The 18,778-nt window shown below is 50.4% G+C and carries 12 protein-coding genes; all 12 read right to left on the reverse strand.

Annotated features, from left to right (window positions below):
* Positions 1-24 precede the first annotated feature (24 nt).
* Positions 25-1,245: a Tm-1-like ATP-binding domain-containing protein gene (locus MKZ24_RS20770; protein ID WP_042236594.1), complete on the reverse strand. Its 1,221-nt coding sequence runs from the start codon at positions 1,243-1,245 to the stop codon at positions 25-27.
* 108 nt (positions 1,246-1,353) lie between these two features.
* Positions 1,354-2,553, reverse strand: a complete 1,200-nt coding sequence (locus tag MKZ24_RS20775) for a phosphoenolpyruvate hydrolase family protein (RefSeq protein ID WP_042236591.1) — start codon at positions 2,551-2,553, stop codon at positions 1,354-1,356.
* 209 nt (positions 2,554-2,762) lie between these two features.
* A complete protein-coding gene (locus MKZ24_RS20780) occupies positions 2,763-4,475 on the reverse strand; it encodes a hypothetical protein (RefSeq protein WP_340785957.1) in 1,713 nt (570 codons plus the stop codon).
* A gap of 63 nt (positions 4,476-4,538) precedes the next feature.
* Positions 4,539-7,640 carry a family 43 glycosylhydrolase gene (locus tag MKZ24_RS20785; protein WP_340785959.1) on the reverse strand — a complete coding sequence of 1,034 codons (3,102 nt, stop codon included), beginning with the start codon at positions 7,638-7,640 and terminating at the stop codon, positions 4,539-4,541.
* Between the two features lie 834 nt (positions 7,641-8,474).
* Complete coding sequence (locus MKZ24_RS20790) at positions 8,475-10,325, reverse strand: sensor histidine kinase (RefSeq protein ID WP_340785961.1); 1,851 nt, start codon at positions 10,323-10,325, stop codon at positions 8,475-8,477.
* 20 nt (positions 10,326-10,345) lie between these two features.
* Positions 10,346-11,788: a response regulator transcription factor gene (locus MKZ24_RS20795; RefSeq protein ID WP_042236585.1), complete on the reverse strand. Its 1,443-nt coding sequence runs from the start codon at positions 11,786-11,788 to the stop codon at positions 10,346-10,348.
* A 120-nt stretch (positions 11,789-11,908) separates the two neighbouring features.
* Positions 11,909-13,516, reverse strand: coding sequence for an extracellular solute-binding protein (locus tag MKZ24_RS20800; RefSeq protein WP_340785963.1), 1,608 nt, complete (start codon positions 13,514-13,516; stop codon positions 11,909-11,911).
* 114 nt (positions 13,517-13,630) lie between these two features.
* Positions 13,631-14,527 carry a carbohydrate ABC transporter permease gene (locus MKZ24_RS20805; protein WP_081956541.1) on the reverse strand — a complete coding sequence of 299 codons (897 nt, stop codon included), beginning with the start codon at positions 14,525-14,527 and terminating at the stop codon, positions 13,631-13,633.
* The gene (locus tag MKZ24_RS20810; RefSeq protein ID WP_042236583.1) at positions 14,521-15,471 is read right to left on the reverse strand and encodes an ABC transporter permease; all 951 of its coding nucleotides are present in this window, start codon (positions 15,469-15,471) and stop codon (positions 14,521-14,523) included. The genes MKZ24_RS20805 and MKZ24_RS20810 overlap by 7 nt, the downstream gene beginning before the upstream one ends.
* 144 nt (positions 15,472-15,615) lie before the next feature.
* On the reverse strand, positions 15,616-16,293 hold the full coding sequence (locus MKZ24_RS20815; protein ID WP_156123165.1) for a glutamine amidotransferase: 678 nt from the start codon (positions 16,291-16,293) through the stop codon (positions 15,616-15,618).
* Positions 16,294-16,380: 87 nt separating this feature from the next.
* On the reverse strand, positions 16,381-17,190 hold the full coding sequence (locus tag MKZ24_RS20820) for an AAA family ATPase (protein WP_042236581.1): 810 nt from the start codon (positions 17,188-17,190) through the stop codon (positions 16,381-16,383).
* A complete protein-coding gene (locus MKZ24_RS20825) occupies positions 17,187-18,737 on the reverse strand; it encodes a right-handed parallel beta-helix repeat-containing protein (RefSeq protein WP_340785968.1) in 1,551 nt (516 codons plus the stop codon). The genes MKZ24_RS20820 and MKZ24_RS20825 overlap by 4 nt, the downstream gene beginning before the upstream one ends.
* Positions 18,738-18,778: the final 41 nt, after the last annotated feature.

Raw genomic sequence — 18,778 nt, forward strand, 5'->3', positions numbered from 1 at the left:
TTCATTCGTATATCCTCCTAATAGTTATTCAGGAATTGATGTATGCATGAGTTCGATCAGCTTGAGTGCTGCAGCCTTTGCAAAGGCCGGATCGTTGATGGCGCAATCCATCTCAATGACTTCAACCCTTGTGCGGTCAACATGCTGGCGCAGGGTATGGAATAACATCCGGTCCTCCTCCGGTCCGTAGAAGGGCTGCCCCTCCACATCAATTGCGGAAATGCCCCTAAGCGGCAGTATCAGCACGGTGCTCTCTTCGGCCATGTTCAGCTTCTCTGCCAGCTTCCTTCCGATCTGTTCATTCTCCGCCACTGTCGTTCTCATCAGGGTAACGGTCGGATTATGCTGGTAAAAGGTATGATCCTTGAATTTCTCCGGCACGGTATCTGCCGGTCCAAAATTGCACATATCCAAAGCGCCTACCGAAACGACCTGTGGAATGCGCTTGCGTCCTGCAGCCTCCAACCGGTGCGGCCCCGCATTCAAGACACCGCCGATGATCTCATCCGCCCACTCGGTTGTCGTCAAGTCGAGTACCCCTTCAATGAAACCCGCCTCGATGAGCGCCTCCATTGATTGTCCCCCGATACCTGTGGCGTGGAACACAAGCACCTCGTAGCCCCGTTCCTCCAGGTATTTTCTTGCCGCTGTCACACAGGGCGTTGTTACTCCGAACATCGTGGCTGCCACTAGCGGTTTCTTCTCCGGTGTATGCGTATGCTCAAATTTGAGCATTCCCGCCATCGCAAATAATGCGTTTGTGAATATTGCCGTGGAAATCGAATTCAAGCCTGCGACATCCACCACAGAGGGAATCATGATAATATCGCTTGTGCCTACGTATGGAGCTGTATTTCCGGATGCAACGGTTGATACCAATACCTTCGGAACGCCAATTGGCAGGGCTCGCATAGCCGGAGCGACTAGTGAGGTTCCGCCGGTACCCCCAAAGGATATGATACCGTCGAATTTCCCCTGCTTGTACAACTGGGGGATCAGCTTCTCCAATCCTTGGGATAGCAGCTCTGTAGCCAAAGCCCGGTCCTTCCTTGCTGCAAGCTCCTCTATGTCCTTACCAGCAGCGTACGCGATCTCCCGGTTAGACACATCCGGAACAAAGGCCGGCTCGAACACGCCCGTATGGATCATCAGGGTCCCCAGCCCAAGCTCTTCGGCAATCCTCTTGATGTATAGATACTCCTCACCTTTCGTATCAAACGTTCCAGCTATTGCGATGGTCTTCATTCTGCAGCCTCCTCATATGGATCATCTAGAACAGTGCTCAATCCCGGTAGCCGAGCGCTATAGACTAATCATACGGGGCTTACTTAAGGATGAAAACGCTTTTATGTACTATATTTTTGTGTTTAAGTTAGATCTGTACTGCTTGGGAGAGCAGCCCTTCAGCTTTTTAAACATTTTGCTGAATTGGGCATAATCCGGATACCCTGCCATCGCGGCCACCTCGGATAATTGAAGCTGCGGTGCCTGGAGCAGCGTTGCAGCTTTATTGATGCGGAAGCTCACCAGGTAGCTCTGAAAGCTGCAGCCCACCTCTTTTTTAAACAAGCTGCTTAAATAACTGCGCGATACATGAGCTACCTTGGCCAGATCCGCAAAAACAACTTCATCGCTGTAGTTATGTGCGACATACTCTTTGACAAACTCCACGTAATCATAATGCCTCGTGATGCCGCTGAGCATTTTGACCATGAAATCATCCTCATTCAGCTTGCCCAGTCGCTTGAAATCGCGGGTAATTGCGGTAATCGACTGCTCGGATGGAATCCGTTCAAAGGCAGAGCCGCCAATGTAGCCCATAATATCTGTGTTATTGCTGTACATGTACTGGACGTCGACGGGCGTCTTCACCGGACCACCGTAAATCATCTTAATTACATCTGGCTTAAGCTGCCCGCAGGCAGCAAAGATGCGCAGCGCCTTAGCTTTGGCTGCCTCTAAGGAGACAACCTTCCGCGCCCCTACTAATCCGCCTTCGGTCAGGCCGAGATGAGCACAGATTACATCTGCCCCCGCCTCGAGCATCTGGACCGCCTGGGACTCGTCAAATACGAAGGCCACCGTAAACAGCTCCTGCCGATGGGCCAGGCATATGGCCTCAACCTCCTTGTCATAGCTGATTCCGTCTTCCTCCAGGGCCTCTCTGAACAATCCGTCCATCAGGCCGACTGTCGGATAATTATTGACTCCCGCAAAGCCTTTGTCCTTGATATCCATTATATAATCAGCTATTTCTCTAGTGGGATCATTCGCATTCAGCCCGAAGAGCACGGGAGTATGCCTCACCAGCGGCACGATTTCCCTTGACCCGAAGTCCATCACCATATCATTGCTGTTGCAGAACGGTAAAAAGCCTGCAAGAGAGCTTCTCCCCATTTGGCGGAACTTGCCGGAGTTCAGCATTAATATAAAGTCCGCTCCACTCTGGGCGGCAACCTTGGCTGTAATCCCCGTACCTGTCGAGACACCAATGATATGATTACCCTCGTGCAGTTGTGATTGCAGGTTCTCCAGTATGGCTGTTCTGTTCAAGCTCTATCGCTCCTCATCTCTTCAGATTCCTCAATCTTAACCATCTTATATAAAAGAAAAAGCCAACCTGCTACTGAGAGCGCTTCAATCCTGTATCTTCTATTATAACAATGTAAAGGAGCTGAAAAACCACAACCCGCAAAGTTACTTTTGCGGGTCATGGTTTCTGTTTGGGTCCGTATTTGAAGGGGCTGTATCCGTATCTGCCGTTACTTTTTCTCCTGCGCCTGCTGGGTAGGACCATAATTGGCGGCTCCGGTGAAGTGAACATCATCCGCCGACGGATAGTACTTCGGGATCTGTAAATCCCGCTGGTACAGTCTTAAGTGCTCTCCGCGCGGAACAATATCGACAACATCACAGCCTCTCCAGGATACCGAATATTGTTCACCGCGCACCGTTTCTTTCACCACCGCCGTCTCCACAGGATGCTCCAGCTCCACTATATCCCCTGCCTTAACATTGCGGAATACCACCAGATTGCCCTCTCTTGAGGGTGCGCAGGCTATTCCATTAATCCTCCATTCGAGGTTCTGCCCCATCCAGTCGTACACCCGTACTGCAACATCATATGTCTGCTTGGGCTTGATGGAAATATAGCCTGTATCGGGGTAATTCATGCTCACCGTGGCTTCCTCTGTTTCTTTATCGACAGGGATATTAACGAGAACCATTCCACCGCGGTATTCCACCGCCCGGTTCCATATAATCTCCAGGGCCACCGGAGCCATGCCGACGCAGCAGCCCGCAATGGAGCGGAACTTGGACAATGAGATGGAGTTGACGAGGGAGCCGCCGGTGAAGCCGCCAATCATTCTCTTGTCAATCTCCCTGTAGGTGACCCCCTGCCCATCAGGTAAGGTATTGTCTGTCACTACATAAGATGCCACCTTGAGCTGATTCTCCACCAGCTGGTTCCGTGCAAAGAGGGTCATATCGTTCCAATATTCCTCGTACCCGGCCAGAATTAACTCATTCGCGCATTCGATCATATCCTTAATGCAGCAGGTTTCACAGTGCTCCTCCTGCTGCGGATGCCACTGGGCATATTCCGGTACCCAGCCGAAGGAGGAGGACAAGGAACGGATATAATCATAGATCCCTTTACCCGCGGTAATATACCGCCCGGCGCCTGTGATGCGTCCAAGACGGACGAGTCCGGAGGCAACCCAGCCTGCCGAATGGATATGGCCGAAAAACTCCATTTTGTAATTAAAATAACGCGAGGGTCCCAGGAGGTGGTTGGCAATGCCAACAGCCAGATCAAGCGCCACCCCGTCTCCGGTGATCTCATATCTGCGCACCAGGGAGTGAAGCACAATCGCATTGCGAATTCCCTGCTCCCCCCGTCCGGTGTGCCTGGACAGATCGAATCCGCCGTCTTTCAAATATACGTCATTGGGGAATTCATACACTGGCTCCTTTTCCTCATAATCACCTGACCAGAAGGTTCTGACCTTCCTTTCGATGACAAGGGAGCGTAGCCCTCTTACAAGCCCGGAAGCCCTCATTTCCGGTTCCGGGTCCAAAGGGTTATTCTCCACCATCCTGTTCAGTGCCGGAAGAATATAGCCCATTTCGTGAAAGGAGCTGTGATTCGTATGCGTCCAGGAGTATGGCTCATGAAAGCGCAGCCCGTGCTCTCCCCAAGACTTCATAAGATGGCGGTAAAAGGATAACTGAACCTCAGCTCCCTCTTCGGTCTTCAGCATTTTCCGGACGGCGTCAATGGCTTCGTACCAGGAGCCAACCAGCTCCGCGTCGTCTACCCGGCAATGAGCAGCTTCCGCAGGCTTCTTATGAGGGAGTACAAGCCAATACGGAAGGTTATCCGCCTTCTCATCCACCATGGATGTCAGATACCCTAGAACAAGCTGCGCATTGCGTAAAGGCTCAAATTTCTCATACGTCGGAGTTGACATAACTATTCCTCCATAGCCCCCTCTGCTTCAGCAGATTGATCCTTTGATTCCTGGTGGGCAGTATTAGTTAGTAGTATTAGTGTTAGTAATGTTAACCTTGAAATCGTCGAAGTCGATGGAGGCGTTCGCGTAACCGTCAATACCGAACAACTGGCCGGTCAGCTTGCTGCCGCCGGTATGGCGGAAGATGAATCCTGTGGCCACCGGAGCAGGAGCATCGTTAATATAGACGGTATAAGTCTTGGCGTCCCAGTTAGCGACCATTTTGATTTTGTACCAGGTGCCCAGACTGAAGTCCTTCACCTTTACCTTATTCGAGGCTCCGTTCTGCACGATGATTTTACCCGTATCAAACGCCGTGACCATGGAATAATTGCCGGTTCCGCTGTCGTTCCTCACCATGGCGCCATTGGCGTACGGGAAGCTGCTGTTGACTCTGGCACGGTATTCGATGACGACGCGCTGATCCGCCTCAGCTTTGACCTCACCTGTATATGGCAGGAAAAGATTGGCCTTGCCCGCTGTAGCGGCAGTCGTCAGCCGGAGGAATTTATTCCCGCCTTCCTCCTGCACAGTGGCGGTAGCGCCGCCAGTGAGCGCTTCGCTAACAATGCCGTAAGGGTATTTGCCTGCCGTGTCACCGGAGAAATCCCGGTAAGCGTTATAGAACACGCCACCCTGCGTAGTATTAAGCGAACCTAACAGGGCGGCTTCTGCTTCTGCAAGCTTAGTCAGCTTCCCGTCATACTGCTCCTTGGTCAAATCCGCGTTCCCGGCCAGTTCCTCCGCGTGATCCACTTCGGCCACGAAGGCGTTATACTTGGATTGACTATAGTTACCTAGCCCGTCTCCCAAAGGATAGGAGAAATTGACCAGCTTGCTGCGGAGCTGGTTCACAATCTCATCCAGACCATAACCCGGAACAACTTCTACGGAAACGGTGGAGAAGAACTCACGTCCGGCCAGCTTCAGGGTAACAGGCACCTGAACTGTGCCAATCGAACTGAAATCAAGTCCTGTCAGCTCCCGGCTGACGACAGCGGCCTGCTTCGGCTTATTATTGTAAACGACATCCACAATGCCGGGCAGCTTGGGGCTTACACCAGAAGGAGTCCTCACTACAGAAGCTACTTGAATCGCATCTGATGCTGCAATTACCTTCAAGCGGAAGGTGACCTGCTTGCCGCTATATGCGGCTGTAATGAAGGCTGTGCCCGGTTTAACCGCGTATACTGAACGGGTGACTGGATCAGAATCTATCCGGGCCACTCCGGAATCACTGATGGTATACTGGGCATTCTGTGTCACGTTTTGTACTTCATAGTTATTGTAATGTGCAGTTAGCTGAAGTGGTAAGCTGGTCTGCCCGCTGATCAGAATGGGCTTCAACCCGCTGAAGACTACGGACTGCACAGATTTAGGTTCAGCAGCAACATTAACTGCGGTTGTGGCTATTTTTCCGTTGTAAGATGCGGTAATGATGGCACTTCCAGCACCGGCAGCCTTAATCTGATTCCCGCCGTCAATAACAGCCACCTTCGGATCGGAAGAACTGAGGACAACTCCCGTGTTAACAGCGGAATAGGTAGTACTCGTTACCGTATACAAGGGCACGCTGCGGGTTTCCCCCAACCCCAATGTGAAGCCGGGAGCTTCAAATAGCAGCTCTGACGTATTCAGCCGGAACACATCCATACTGTCGATTTCGGCAACATTCTTCCCCTTGTAGAAGCTGATAGTGTTGCTGCCTTGCCCAAGATAGACCTTCGCCGTGGAAGCCCCCCAGCGGTTCAAGCCCGAATAGACGATGTTCAGATTGGCACCGGAGCCGCCATTGACCGACAAGATATGGGAGGCCTCTCCCGCCTCCGGTGAGCCATTGGCATTACGCACAGACAGCACATAAAAACCCGCCTCCGGCACGTTAACTGTAAATCGGGCATAATCATTGGTGCTGCTGATATTGGCGACTTTCATCCCGCCGGAAGCGGAGGCTTCCCGCCGGACAGCCGGGAAAGATTCACCAGCCGGATCTTGCACCAGTATCGCTGATTCCGCTTCATAACGAGTCCGCACCGGCTCTCCCGAAGGCACTGCAAGCGGACTGTTCGGGTCGGCGGGTTCTCCCAGGTTCGGTGTATGGTCTGCACTCCAGGTGAACTTCTGTGCGCGGACATTGCGGGTCCAGCCTGAGCCCGGCCAGCGGGCGGTATGGTAGATAATCCAGTCCTCTGTACCGTCTGGAGAGGTGACGATACTGTGGTGGCCCGGGCCGTAGATTCCATTCGCACTGGAGAAGACCGGCTGATCGCGCTTGACCCAGGAGCCTGGATTCAGCGGATCATCGCCGAGCTTGGCGGTAATCAGCCCGAGGCAGTAGCTGTCTGTCCAGCTTCCATTGGCAGAATAGATCAGATTAATGGTGTCGCCCTTTATAGTGATCTGCGGACCTTCATTGATTCTGCCCGGGGACGTCTCCCAATCATATTCAGGCGTAGATATCAGTACCCGCTGAGAGCTGATGGTCCGCGGGTCGCTCATCCGGGCGATGTATAGATTCTGGAAGCTTCCGTCCGTATCTTCCCAGCCGGACCAGATGAAATAGTGTTGCTCACCCACCGTCAGCACCGTGCCGTCAATCGCCCAGCGGTCGGTGGGGTCAGAAATTTTACCTTTGAACTCCCAGGTTCCGCTTAGCGGATCTGCACTGGCGTTCTCCAGCACGTACATACGGTGGTTGGCGTTGGTTCCGTTGTCGGCCGCGAAGTAGATATACCATTTGTACGCTCCGTCCGTATCTTTGAGATAGTGCATTTCGGGCGCCCACACATTGGAGCTATACATGGTTCCCTTAACCGGTGTCCAGGCCAGGCTCCGTTCGCCCGCTTCAATGCCGGTGATGGTCTTCGCCCTACGGATCATGATCCCGCTGGCATTGACGAATACGTTGTAATAATAGCCGTCCGTATGCTGGTATACCCAAGGATCGGCTCCCGTCTGCATAATAACATTGTAGAAATCGGACACTTTATTCCCTCCTTGTACAGCTGCAGACTCCGGCGAAGCCGGCATCGACTCTTCCGCAGCAGCCAGCCCGCCCCATTGTGGCAGCATCAGCAGCAGTGCGAGACACAGCAGCAGAACTCTGGATCTTTTGCCATGCATGTGCAGCCCTCCTTCGACAGATAAGAACGCTTTCATTTTTTCTTCTCCCTCTTGTTTAGATTTTTTTGGGTTAGCGTCCTCATTCTACCTGCTGGAGAACATTAAAAAAATGTACTATCTTAAATGGTTTTTGTAACCGCTTTAGAAAAAGTGCCTTCACTGTGGCAGGAAACCATAAAATCAACCGGAGGGTGAATCTGAGGTTATATTTGAAGCTTCGTCGTCACTGCGGTGAACATTTGGACTTCCGGCCGCTGTTGTCACCAGATTTCTTGATTAATACAGCTCTTCGCGGTGGAAATCCGGTGACAAAGGCGGTCGCTACCGCTCCTACAGTTCCAAATTTCCCCTCCGTTTCTTTTGCTTTTTGGTTATTTCTTTAGTGCCTCTTATATGGAATAAATGATTAGTTGGATAAACGTATCTTAATTTGAATGCTTTGCAGCGTCTGAGAGAATTAGTTGGAGAAACGTCATTTAATTCCAGGAATTTCCTCTACTCTGCTCGATTTGCCGCCTAGTAACTGCTATTTTTCCAACTGTTATCCGGCAAGGGCTACTCTGTTCATGAGCAAGTGTAGTTAATCCAACTGCTATTTCCGGCGACAGGCGCTACCACATCCTTGTCCATACTGTTGCCAGCTTCTGAAGCTATGCAATCCAAAAAGACACCTCCCGATTATAGGAAGTGTCCTGGTTGCACATTCGATTAGCCTATCTGCCCTTCCCGGTAACGATCTGTCTGATGTCTTCCAGGGGGAACCTTGGGAATCCAGCCGGATCTTAAGAATTACGGACGGGAATATTCTGTCCGCAGGATCGGCGTCGTCATAGCTCACTTTCCCTCAGATTGTCTAAACTCTTCAATCGTATCGCGGTCATTAACCAACTGAGGAATTTTCACGGTCACGGTCGTTCCGTGGCCGAACCGGCTCTCGACTGTGAGTCCGTAGCCCTCTCCGAACAGCATCTGCAGCCGGTGATGGATATTCTTTAGCCCGATGCCTTGTGCCGGTTGTTCGTCTGATGCCCGCACCGGGTACTCCATACTAAGCTTCGTCTGGAGGGCGGCTAGCACTTCCGGTTCCATTCCTTTCCCTGTATCTGTAATACAGAAGCACACATCTCCATGCGCATCCATCCTTCCGGTAACCAGGAGGCGGCCGCCTTCGTCCATCCGCTCCAGTCCGTGATATACGGAGTTCTCCACAATAGGCTGGAGGATCATCTTAGGCGTCTTCATAGATAACAGCCTCTCCTCCACATCAAGCTCCATGGAGAATTTATTCTCGTAGCGGATTAAGATAATCTTCATATAGGCCTGAATACAGTCCACTTCTTCTCTGATCTGTACAAGATTATCCTTCTTGATGCTGTAACGGAAAATCTTGGACATACAGTAGGTAATTTGCGCAATCTCCCTACTCCCGTATTCCAGCCCGATGCTGCTGATACAATTCAGCGTATTATAGAGGAAATGGGGATTAATCTGGCTCTGCAAAGCAGAGAACTCCGCCTGCTTCTGGCTCAACTCGGACTCATATAATCTGGCCTGGGTACCGAACATATCCCGGGCCATCTCATCCATCTCATCCATCATCCGGTTAATGTCACGGGCCAGCAGGCCCACCTCATTGGTGAACCGGACCTTGATGCGGAAGCCCATATCCCGCCGTCCGACCCTCTTCATATCCATAACAAGTCCCATCAGCGGACGCATCAGACTGTTCATGAAGAAGCTGCCGATTACGAGCATAGTCAGAATAATGCCGATGCCCACAATAATGCTGACCTTACGCATCGGGGCCATGTCCGCAGTCAGTTCATGCACCGGAATCATACTAACAACCCGCCATCCGTCAGCCTGCTCCAGACCCTTCACCTGAACGAGAATCTCTTCTCCGTCAATGGTAGCCTTTACGCCGTTAAGCAGACTCTCTTTGTCCATAGATAGAACTTCCCGGAACAACGTGCCCCGTGCACTGGAATTCGTGGAGGCAATCACCTCGTCCCGGTTATTCAGAATATACAAGGTGGAGCTCTGCGTGAATTCCGTATTTTCTACCAGCCCCTGCAGCTTGTCCATATTGACCATCACGGTGCAGTAACCTGTAATCTGGGAGTAATAGATTCCCCCAATGTTCTCCACAATCGGCGCGATATAGAAGAACTGTTCCGTACCTGTCCGTTCGTCCTTCAGAATCGTGGTGAACATCCCCTGCTCCCGCAGCAAGGGGTCATCCTTATATTTCTGAATAAAAGTATCATAGGGGTTGATGAAGAAAATATCGCCGCTTGCCGAGTCCAGACTATGCAGCCGCCTTCCCTTGATGTCGTTAATGACGATGCCGTTCACATAGGAATTGAAGGATCTCATATATTCCATAAGATCCAGTGCATAAGGGCCGCTGTCGAATGCTCTTTTGTAGTCATCAACCTCCACGGAGAATTCCTGAATCAGCTTGCTGTTGACTGCAATGCCGGTGCTGACCCGGATATCATTGAACACAGTATCAATCTTGCGGCGGGTCTGTTCGATCATCTGGTTGCCGTAAGTGGCAGCCCGCTTCTGGGTTAAATTAGAGAAGCTATGGAAGAAATATATCTCCATGACTGTGAATATAACGATCGAGAAAAAAAAGATAAGCCATATCTGATGTTTTAATTTCACTTTACTGGTCTTCATGGCTTACCGCTCCGATCCGCTTAGCTTTTTCTGAATTTGGTGGGCGTCATCCCGCAATGCTTCTTGAACACTTTGTTGAAATAATAATAATCCACATACCCGGACTTAACGGCAATTTGCTCAATGGACAGGTCCGTATGCTTTAGCAGCTCCCGGGCTTTCCTGATCCTCAGCTCTGCCACATATTCGGAGAAGGTTCTTCCCAGATTGTTCTTGAACAACTGACAGCAATACACCTGATTAATGAAGAACTGGACAGACAAATCTTTCAGATACAGCTTCTGCTCAAAGTTCCGGTCGATATAGACGACCATCCGGTTGAAGCAGGACAGGATATCCCCTTCCTGCAAGGAACGGCTGCTGCCTTGCCGGATGACCGTAAGGACGTCATGCAAGAAGCTGCACAGAGACGCAAAGTCTTCGAATCGTTCCTTGATCTCGGAATAATTGAGGAATTCCAGTTCCATATCCCTCAGTTCTTCAGCATACGTGTTTATAAGCATCCCGACAGCCTGATTCCATAAGTAGACCACCTCACCCATACCCAGATGATGGTTCCTGAAGTATTCCTGCAGTCCTGTAATGAACACATCCATATCGTCAAGCGAATTCCCGTGAATGATCGTATAGAGTCCATCAATACAAGGTTTCATGAGATGAAGCTTCGGCTCATAGTGAACGGCTGCTGAAGTCTGCTCCAGAAAAATATGTGAGGCGGACAGGTCAGCTTCTTTAATCAGCTTGCTCACCTGCTGAAGCTGGCTGCTGATGCTGCTGATGCCCACACTTTGGATTCCCGTCTCCGTCAGTACCCCTTCATCCGGGGTCCACTCTAAGCCGCTTAGATGCTCTGCCATCCGCACGACCAGCAGCTTCCGGGACCCGGCTTCAACCTCCACTGCAGTTATGTTCCTGCCCCCAGGAGAGAGCAGCTTCCTGATATCCTTAATGTCACTCGGCAAATAGACCGCAAACACCTGGTAATAGCATACAGCCATGCTGGCCGGAAGCGGCAGGAACTGCCTGATCTCGGTCTCATCCCCCGAGGTCAGCGCATCCAGGAGAAGATTATTGCGGATTGCGTTTCTCCGGGAGAAGTGAGTGGCCAGCTTCGCAATGAATGTATCCGCCATATCGACATCCAGAGGTTTAAGGAAATAATCGAGCGCCCCGTAGCGTATCGCTTCCTGGGCGTATTCAAATTCCCCATATCCGCTTACGATGACAAATTCCGTGTTCAGCCCTTGCGCTCTTGCCCGCTTCATCAGATCCAGCCCAGAGATATCCGGCATCCGGATATCGGTAAACACCAAGTCCGGCTGCTGTATACACAGGGCCTCCCAGGCTTTGTAAGCGCTTGTGAATTGTCCTGTAATTTCAAAACCGTATTTCTCCCAGTCAAAGGCGTTCTGAATTCCTCTTATCGCCCATGACTCATCATCTACAATCATGACCTTGTACATGGGTAGCCTCCTGAACCTATGAATTCCTCTGAATAATTGTGAAAATGTCCGGGAATAGCAACCGGAATTCGGATAAACCATGATAATGAACCCTCAATGGCTTATCCGAATATGATGAGATTATTTTTTGGCGGCTTGGCTCTCTCTGTAATTCTTCACATTTTCCTCTTGAACGGCTTTACCGCCGGCGTCCATATATTCTTTCACCAGCTTCTCGTACAGGGCGTCGAACTCTGCCGGCTTGGCAACGATCAGCCTGTCAATCATTTGTTTGTTCATGTCGCCCAGGGTTTTGCCGTACTTGATATTGGCTTCGTTCGGTATGCCATAGTTGTAGCTGCTATAACCGTCTGTTGTATTGATTGCATAGGAGTCAATAGCCAGCTTCTCGTAACTCTTGTCCCCGGCTGCCAGCGCTGCCGCATATGTTCTGACATTCTTTTCGGTATCGCCCAGCTCAGCGCCGTTTACAATCATCGTATAATCCATATTCAAATTGCTCATTTGCATTTTCTCGCCGGTCTGTGAAATCCCGTGCGGGATGCCGTCTACCAGCTTGTGGTTAACGCCTTCATCACCGAACTGCAGGAAGAACATCACTTCCGGGTCAGCCATCCAGTTCAGATATTTAATCGCCAGCTCCGCGTTCTTGCTGCTCTTGGGAATGAAGGAGAATATACCATTCTCATTATATACCTCTTTGAGGTATTTGCTTTCGTCATTCTTGAAGGTATCAATCGGAACATAGTTGGCCTCTGGCGAATTTTGCTTTAGCGGAACACGGATTTTTTGCGTCATCGGATAATCCCAGTTGGCAGCATAGAAGCCTACCTTGCCGTTGGTTACATCGGCATCCGCCTGCTTGGTTGTTTTGTCCAGGGCAAAATCGGGGCTGATCAGCTTCTCATTGTACAGCTTGTTTAGCCATTGGTAAGCCTCCTTGTTACCGGGCTTCAGCCAGTTCGTCGTGGTGATGAATTCCTCCTCGGGCATGGTCTTCCAGAACGATTGCACCAGGTTACCGAAGGTGTAATTCATACCGGCAGCTGCTGTAGCCCAAGGGATGACGCCGTCAACATTACCGGGGTTCTTGTCACGGAAGGCTACCAGCGTCTCATACAATTCTTCCCGGTTCGTAGGAAGCGGCAGACCCAGCTTATCCAGCCAATCCTTGCGGATGAACATTCCGTTCCAGGCCAGCAGGGTCCGCTTGCCCGGGATGGAGACCTGTTTGCCGTCATATTTGCCGTAGGAGAGCACCTTCTCACCCAGGTACGACTTCAATTGCTGGCCGTGCTGTTCCAGCAATTCGTCCAGCGTATAGAGTCCCTTGCTTTTGGCGAAGCGGGTGACCAGGGTCCCGTCGTAGGTGAAGGAAATATCAGGAGCCTGGTTTGCGGCCATTAACACATTCAGCTTGTCGACTTCCTGGGAACGGGGGACAGGAACAAATTCTACCACGGCGTTATTGGGCTTGCCGAATTTCTCATTAACGTATTGGGTCCATTTGTTGTTGTTCAAATCCGGCTGTCCCTGAACCCCGCGGTCGAACACTTCTACCGTCAAGGTTGCCGGAGCACCGGAAGGGGCCCCCGATGCAGTTGTTGATGCCTCTGACGATGATGTCTCTCCGCTCTTGTTGCCATTCCCTCCACAGCCTGCCGCAACACCGGCCAGAAGCGTCATACTGAACAGAATTGCTGCTGTTTTCTTTATACTTGTACTCACATTAACCACCCTTTCATTCCCCTGTTTGTTGAGATCATCCACGCTGTAGATCTTGTGCAACACTACGCTTCTATCCGTCCGGGAATCCCCCCCTTCACTCGGACTCTGCCGCCCTCAGCCTTTAATCGCTCCGGTCATTACCCCATCTACGAAATACTTCTGGAGCTTCGGATAGATCAATAGAATCGGAACGGTTGTAAACATCACGCTCGCTGCTTTTAAGGATTCAGGCACAATGAAGGAGCCTATACTTCCTTCTCCCCCCTGCTGGCTATCCAGCTGCTGATTGGCCGAAATGATCTGGTACAGCTTGAGCTGCATAGGGTACAGCTCCTTCTTCGTAATATAGAACAAGGCATCCTGGAAGCCATTCCACCGGTCCACCGCATAGAAAAGGCTTAATGTGGCAATGGAAGGCAGCGAGAGCGGAAGTACAATCCGGATGAGAATGCCCAGATCCGAACACCCGTCAATGGACGCTGATTCCTCCAGACTCTCAGGAAGCGAGGTGAAGAACGTTTTCAGGATGATCAGGTTGAAGACACTCATGGCGCCCGGCAGAATCAGACTCCATACCGTGTTCATCATACCGAGGTTTTTAACCAGAATATAGGAAGGAATCAGTCCGCCGCTGAAATACATCGTGAAGACGAGGGCTGACAGAATGAAATTTCTTCCCCACAGCCGCTTCTTCGTTAACGGATACGCCGCGCAAATGGTCAGGAACATGCACACGACGGTGAAGAAAATAGTAAGCACAATACTATATCCCAGCGTGTACAGCATATCCATATCGCTCAGAATGGTTTTGTACGTTTCAATGGTGAAATCTACCGGCCACAGCCCTACCTTCTGGGCTACAATTGCTTCGTTAGAGCTTAGCGAAAGCGCAATCATATATAAGAAAGGAACAATACATGTGAAGGACAAGGCCACAATGAATACTATAATCGCAACATCGGTTACACTCATTTTTTTGCCTGGACGCACGTTCTTCATCAGCTTCACCATATTCCATCCTCACCTAATTTCTTCGCGATATAGTTGGCGCCTATGAGCAGGGTCAGACCGACCACGGATTGGAACAAGCCTACCGCTGTAGCCTGGGAGAAGTCTCCCGAGCTGATGCCCACTCTATACACGAAGGTACTGATTACATCGGAGTACTCGCTGACCAGTGAATTCCCCATCACGAAGGGGCGGTCGAACCCGATGGACACCATCCGCCCAATCTGCAGGATCAGCAGAATATTGATGGTCGGCTTAATGCCGGGCAGGGTAATATGCCACATTTTGCGAAGCCTGCTGCACCCGTCCATATCGGAGGCCTCATACAATTCCTTATTGATTCCGGTGATCGCCGCCAGATATATGATGGTCCCCCAGCCGATATTCTGCCAGACTCCCACGAAGATGTAGGTGATCAGCCACGGAATTTTCTGCGACAGGAACTCAATCTTCTCTAGTCCGAGGGCAGCGATGAAATGATTGACCATCCCGCTGTTCGAGAACATCAGGTATACAATTCCCCCAATGATCACCCAGGACATAAAGTGCGGCAGATATAAGACGGTCTGGGTTAACTTCTTGAATCTGGCCTGCCTTACTTCATTGAGCAGAATGGCCAGCAATATGGGCGCCGGGAATCCCGCGATCAAATCCAGAACATTCAGAACCAGCGTATTCTTCAGTGCACGATAGAAGCTGTCCTGCTGGAAAATAAACCGGAACACATCGAGTCCAACCCACTCACTCCCCCTTATTCCTGCGAAGATGTTGTAATCCTGGAATGCCATAATCAAGCCATAGATGGGAGCATATTTAAAAATGGCAATGTACGACAGAGGCACCAGCAAAAGGACATAGAGGATGGCATCTCTTTTTATTCTGAACCAAAAAGTATTTCTCTTATTTATTCCGACACGATTCCGCTGATTGTATAAAACCGCTTTCATTTCTCTCATCCCTCCGGCTGTATTAAGGAGCTCTCATGTCCTTCATTATAGCTTCCGGGGCAAATAAGAAAATGTAATCCCTTAAATGAATTTGGTAATAACTTAAAAGGCTAAAGTAATATAAAAAAGAACAGCATCCTCCGGTTACGGAAGACGCTGTTCTTGCTGTACAATGAATTCTCCGTCAAAATCTGATGTCAAATCTGCTTCAACGACTTGACGAGGTTTGCCAAGAACGCTGAACCATTCCATAAATTCTGTGGAGCCCCAGTGCGGTGAGCAGTCGCTGGCAAAGGCTGCGGTTCTGCCTTTGCCGTAAGTGCCAACGGTAAGAATGGCATCACCGTTAGGGCTCAGCAGCTCCTCGGCATCGGGCTTGGCCGCCAGCTTGTTGTATCCCAGCAGCTTCGGCCACTCGCCGTAGCCTGCAAGCGGATGTTCTTTGGCGATTGCAGGAGAGAACCCTGACGGCATCTCAACCCGGTCATCGCCGTTCTGCATAATAACCGGCAGCACCTCGGCCAGTACCGTATTCGTGTAGTTCGCTTTACCTTCGATACCCATAAAGGTCAGGTAGCCTCCGACCATCAGCAGACCGCCGCCTTCTTCGACATACTGCTTGATGTGATCCAGAGCGTTGGGGATAATCTGCATCTGGTAGAAGGTAGGGTTCTGCAGCAGGAATGTGTTCGCTCCTACATCACTGATGACAATGGCTTCATAGGCTTTAAGCTCTTCAAGCGACTGGGGAAACCGGACCTGGACTTCATGGGCGGGCATATAGGTTACTTCAATTCCCTCTTTGCGCAGACAGGACAGCAGGTAAGTGGCCCCTTCCTCATACTTGGTGGATGTAAAGCTGTCATACTATTCTCCACTCATTTCACTATCTAAGAACCTCTTACACTCTCATTCAAACAACTGCTTATGCTTATTGAAAAACTGATAAAAGAATTGGACATTGTCCAGCTCAAACCATTCTGCTGTATGAAGCGGCCTTGCATCGAGATTGTATATTTTTGCCTGTAGTGTGCCTAGAACATAGGGTGAATGAGTAGCAATAATGAATTGGCTGTCCAAATAACGCGCCAGCTCATTGATTTGTTCCGCTATTTTTATCTGATTGGCTGGAGATAGTGATGTTTCCGGCTCGTCCAGTAAGTACAAATGCCCAGGCAGCAGATGTTCCTCGAAAAATTGCATGGATGTTTCTCCATTCGAATATTTCTCTTGCGAGAACTGAATGTCGTCCAGCTTCTTCTTAAATGCATACGTTGCTTCATATTCTGCTGCCTGTTCTTTGCTCATCCCTTTATTCATCTGCTCATATAACAGTCCCTCACGCAGTACGGAAGCTTGTTGGATCTTCTTGATCTCATATAAAATATCCTCTGATTTCAGATACCGGCTTCCTTCTGGAAGCCGCCTGATTGCACGCTCTTGCTCATCCTGCCCGAGCTGATAGCTGCTCCTCTCTATAAACCGCTGAGCATAAATACTATGCCCATAGCTGGTCATTCTTTCGGCTCCCGGAATCCCCAGCTTGCCCGAAATTACATTAAGTAACGTGGATTTACCGCTGCCGTTATTGCCATAGAGCACCGTGATCCGGTCAAACAGCAGCACCTCTCCAGCGATATGTTTAAATACATGGTCAGGGTAGATGTTGGGATTACGCTCGATTTCATCAGACAGCTTAAAGCTCCGCAAATAAATCATGGCTGTGCTCCTTCTTCTGTAGCTCCGCCATCGGCTACCGGTGAATCTGGCTTCAGCCGGAAGTCATCACGGGCAGCATCTATGAATAGCGGCTCGGCAAATCGTGAGCCGGAATCGTTGCCTGAGCCGCGCTGGTAAGCGGCAAAGCTGGTGTAAGGTTTCTTTTTCCAGAGCCAGAACGCCTCATCCGCACCAGCCTCAGCGTAATAAAGATTACCATCCACCGTGGTATTCCGGTTGCTCGTGTATTCGTTGCTGATAAAGACGCTGGAATCCCCAGCTACAATAATGTTCTTACTAATCGTATTGCCGCTTAAGTTCGCTTGCAGATACAATTGTCCATTGCCGTCGCCTAAGAGGTCATTCTTGTACAGCGTATTGGATACAACCGTACTATCGCTGGTACCGCCGCGCTCCCCGTCATAACCGCCCATTGCAATGCCGGTCAGGCGATTGCGGTAGATCAGGTTGTCTTGTACCGTGATGCCGCTGGTTAGCCGTCCCTTATGCTCGGAAGCAAGCTCAATCCCTATGTCATTGTCGTATACGCGATTCTCCGCGACAAGGATTGACCTGCCCCCGTCGATGTATATTCCGCCCGCTGCATTGCTGCCGTTCGGCACAGAAGCGCCGTATGACGGATTACTATTGGATGAAATCCCGTAGACTACATTGCCCCGAACCGTTCCGTTCCTTGCCTGATCTACCGCCATATCTCCGGCCGTGCCTTCAAAGCCGATCAGGTCAATCCCGATGTTGTCATTGTCATGAATGATATTGTTCGTAATCGCAAAAGCATCCACATTGCCATTCACAGCCAGCGCTTCACTGGAACCGAGGACCAAATCATACACTTCATTGCCGTCAATGGTCAGGCCAACCAGGGCTGTGTCTGCTTCAGTACCGTACACCGCTATACCGTGAGCATCTCTGCCGGAAAGCTCGTCCCCCTCAGGGTTGGCGGTATTGGCGATGGAATGAATGCGGTTATTCAGTAACGAGATGAACTTCCCTGAGCCGTGAATATAGATACCTGCAGGCACCTCACCTCTGGTTGACGTCTTATAATTGCGAATTTCCAGTTCCCTAATAGTTACATAGCCCGCCTGACCGATCTCGATAAGGCCTTCCAGCCCGTTAACCGGCAGGCCTTCCCCGTCAAGGACTGCTGTCTCATTAGGATATCCGGCGAACACGATAGATCCCGCTGCCGCTGAGCCTCCTCTTGAGATGCGCAGCTTCTGATGATACACGCCTCCGCGAATATAGACGTAACTATCCGGATCGGCATGATCGGCAGCATATTGTAGCGTCTTCCAGGGCGAATCTATCGTTCCCGGGTTTGTGTTATCTCCAGTTATAGATACGTAGTAGGTATTAGCGGCATCCTCCGGATTTGTGTTTACAGTTGGAGAAGCTGGTGTAATTAGCTGATTTGAAGAGATTGGGGAGGTTATATCAGGCAGCGTCGGTTTCTGGCTGCCGGAACATCCCCATGTCATAAGCAAACAAAGAATAATGGCGGATCGCCGGAAGTTACTGAGCATATTTGCTGTCCTCTCAACTATACTTCTATATGATTGCGGTA

The organism is Paenibacillus sp. FSL R7-0297 (assembly GCF_038009025.1).
Lineage (GTDB): Bacteria > Bacillota > Bacilli > Paenibacillales > Paenibacillaceae > Paenibacillus_AQ.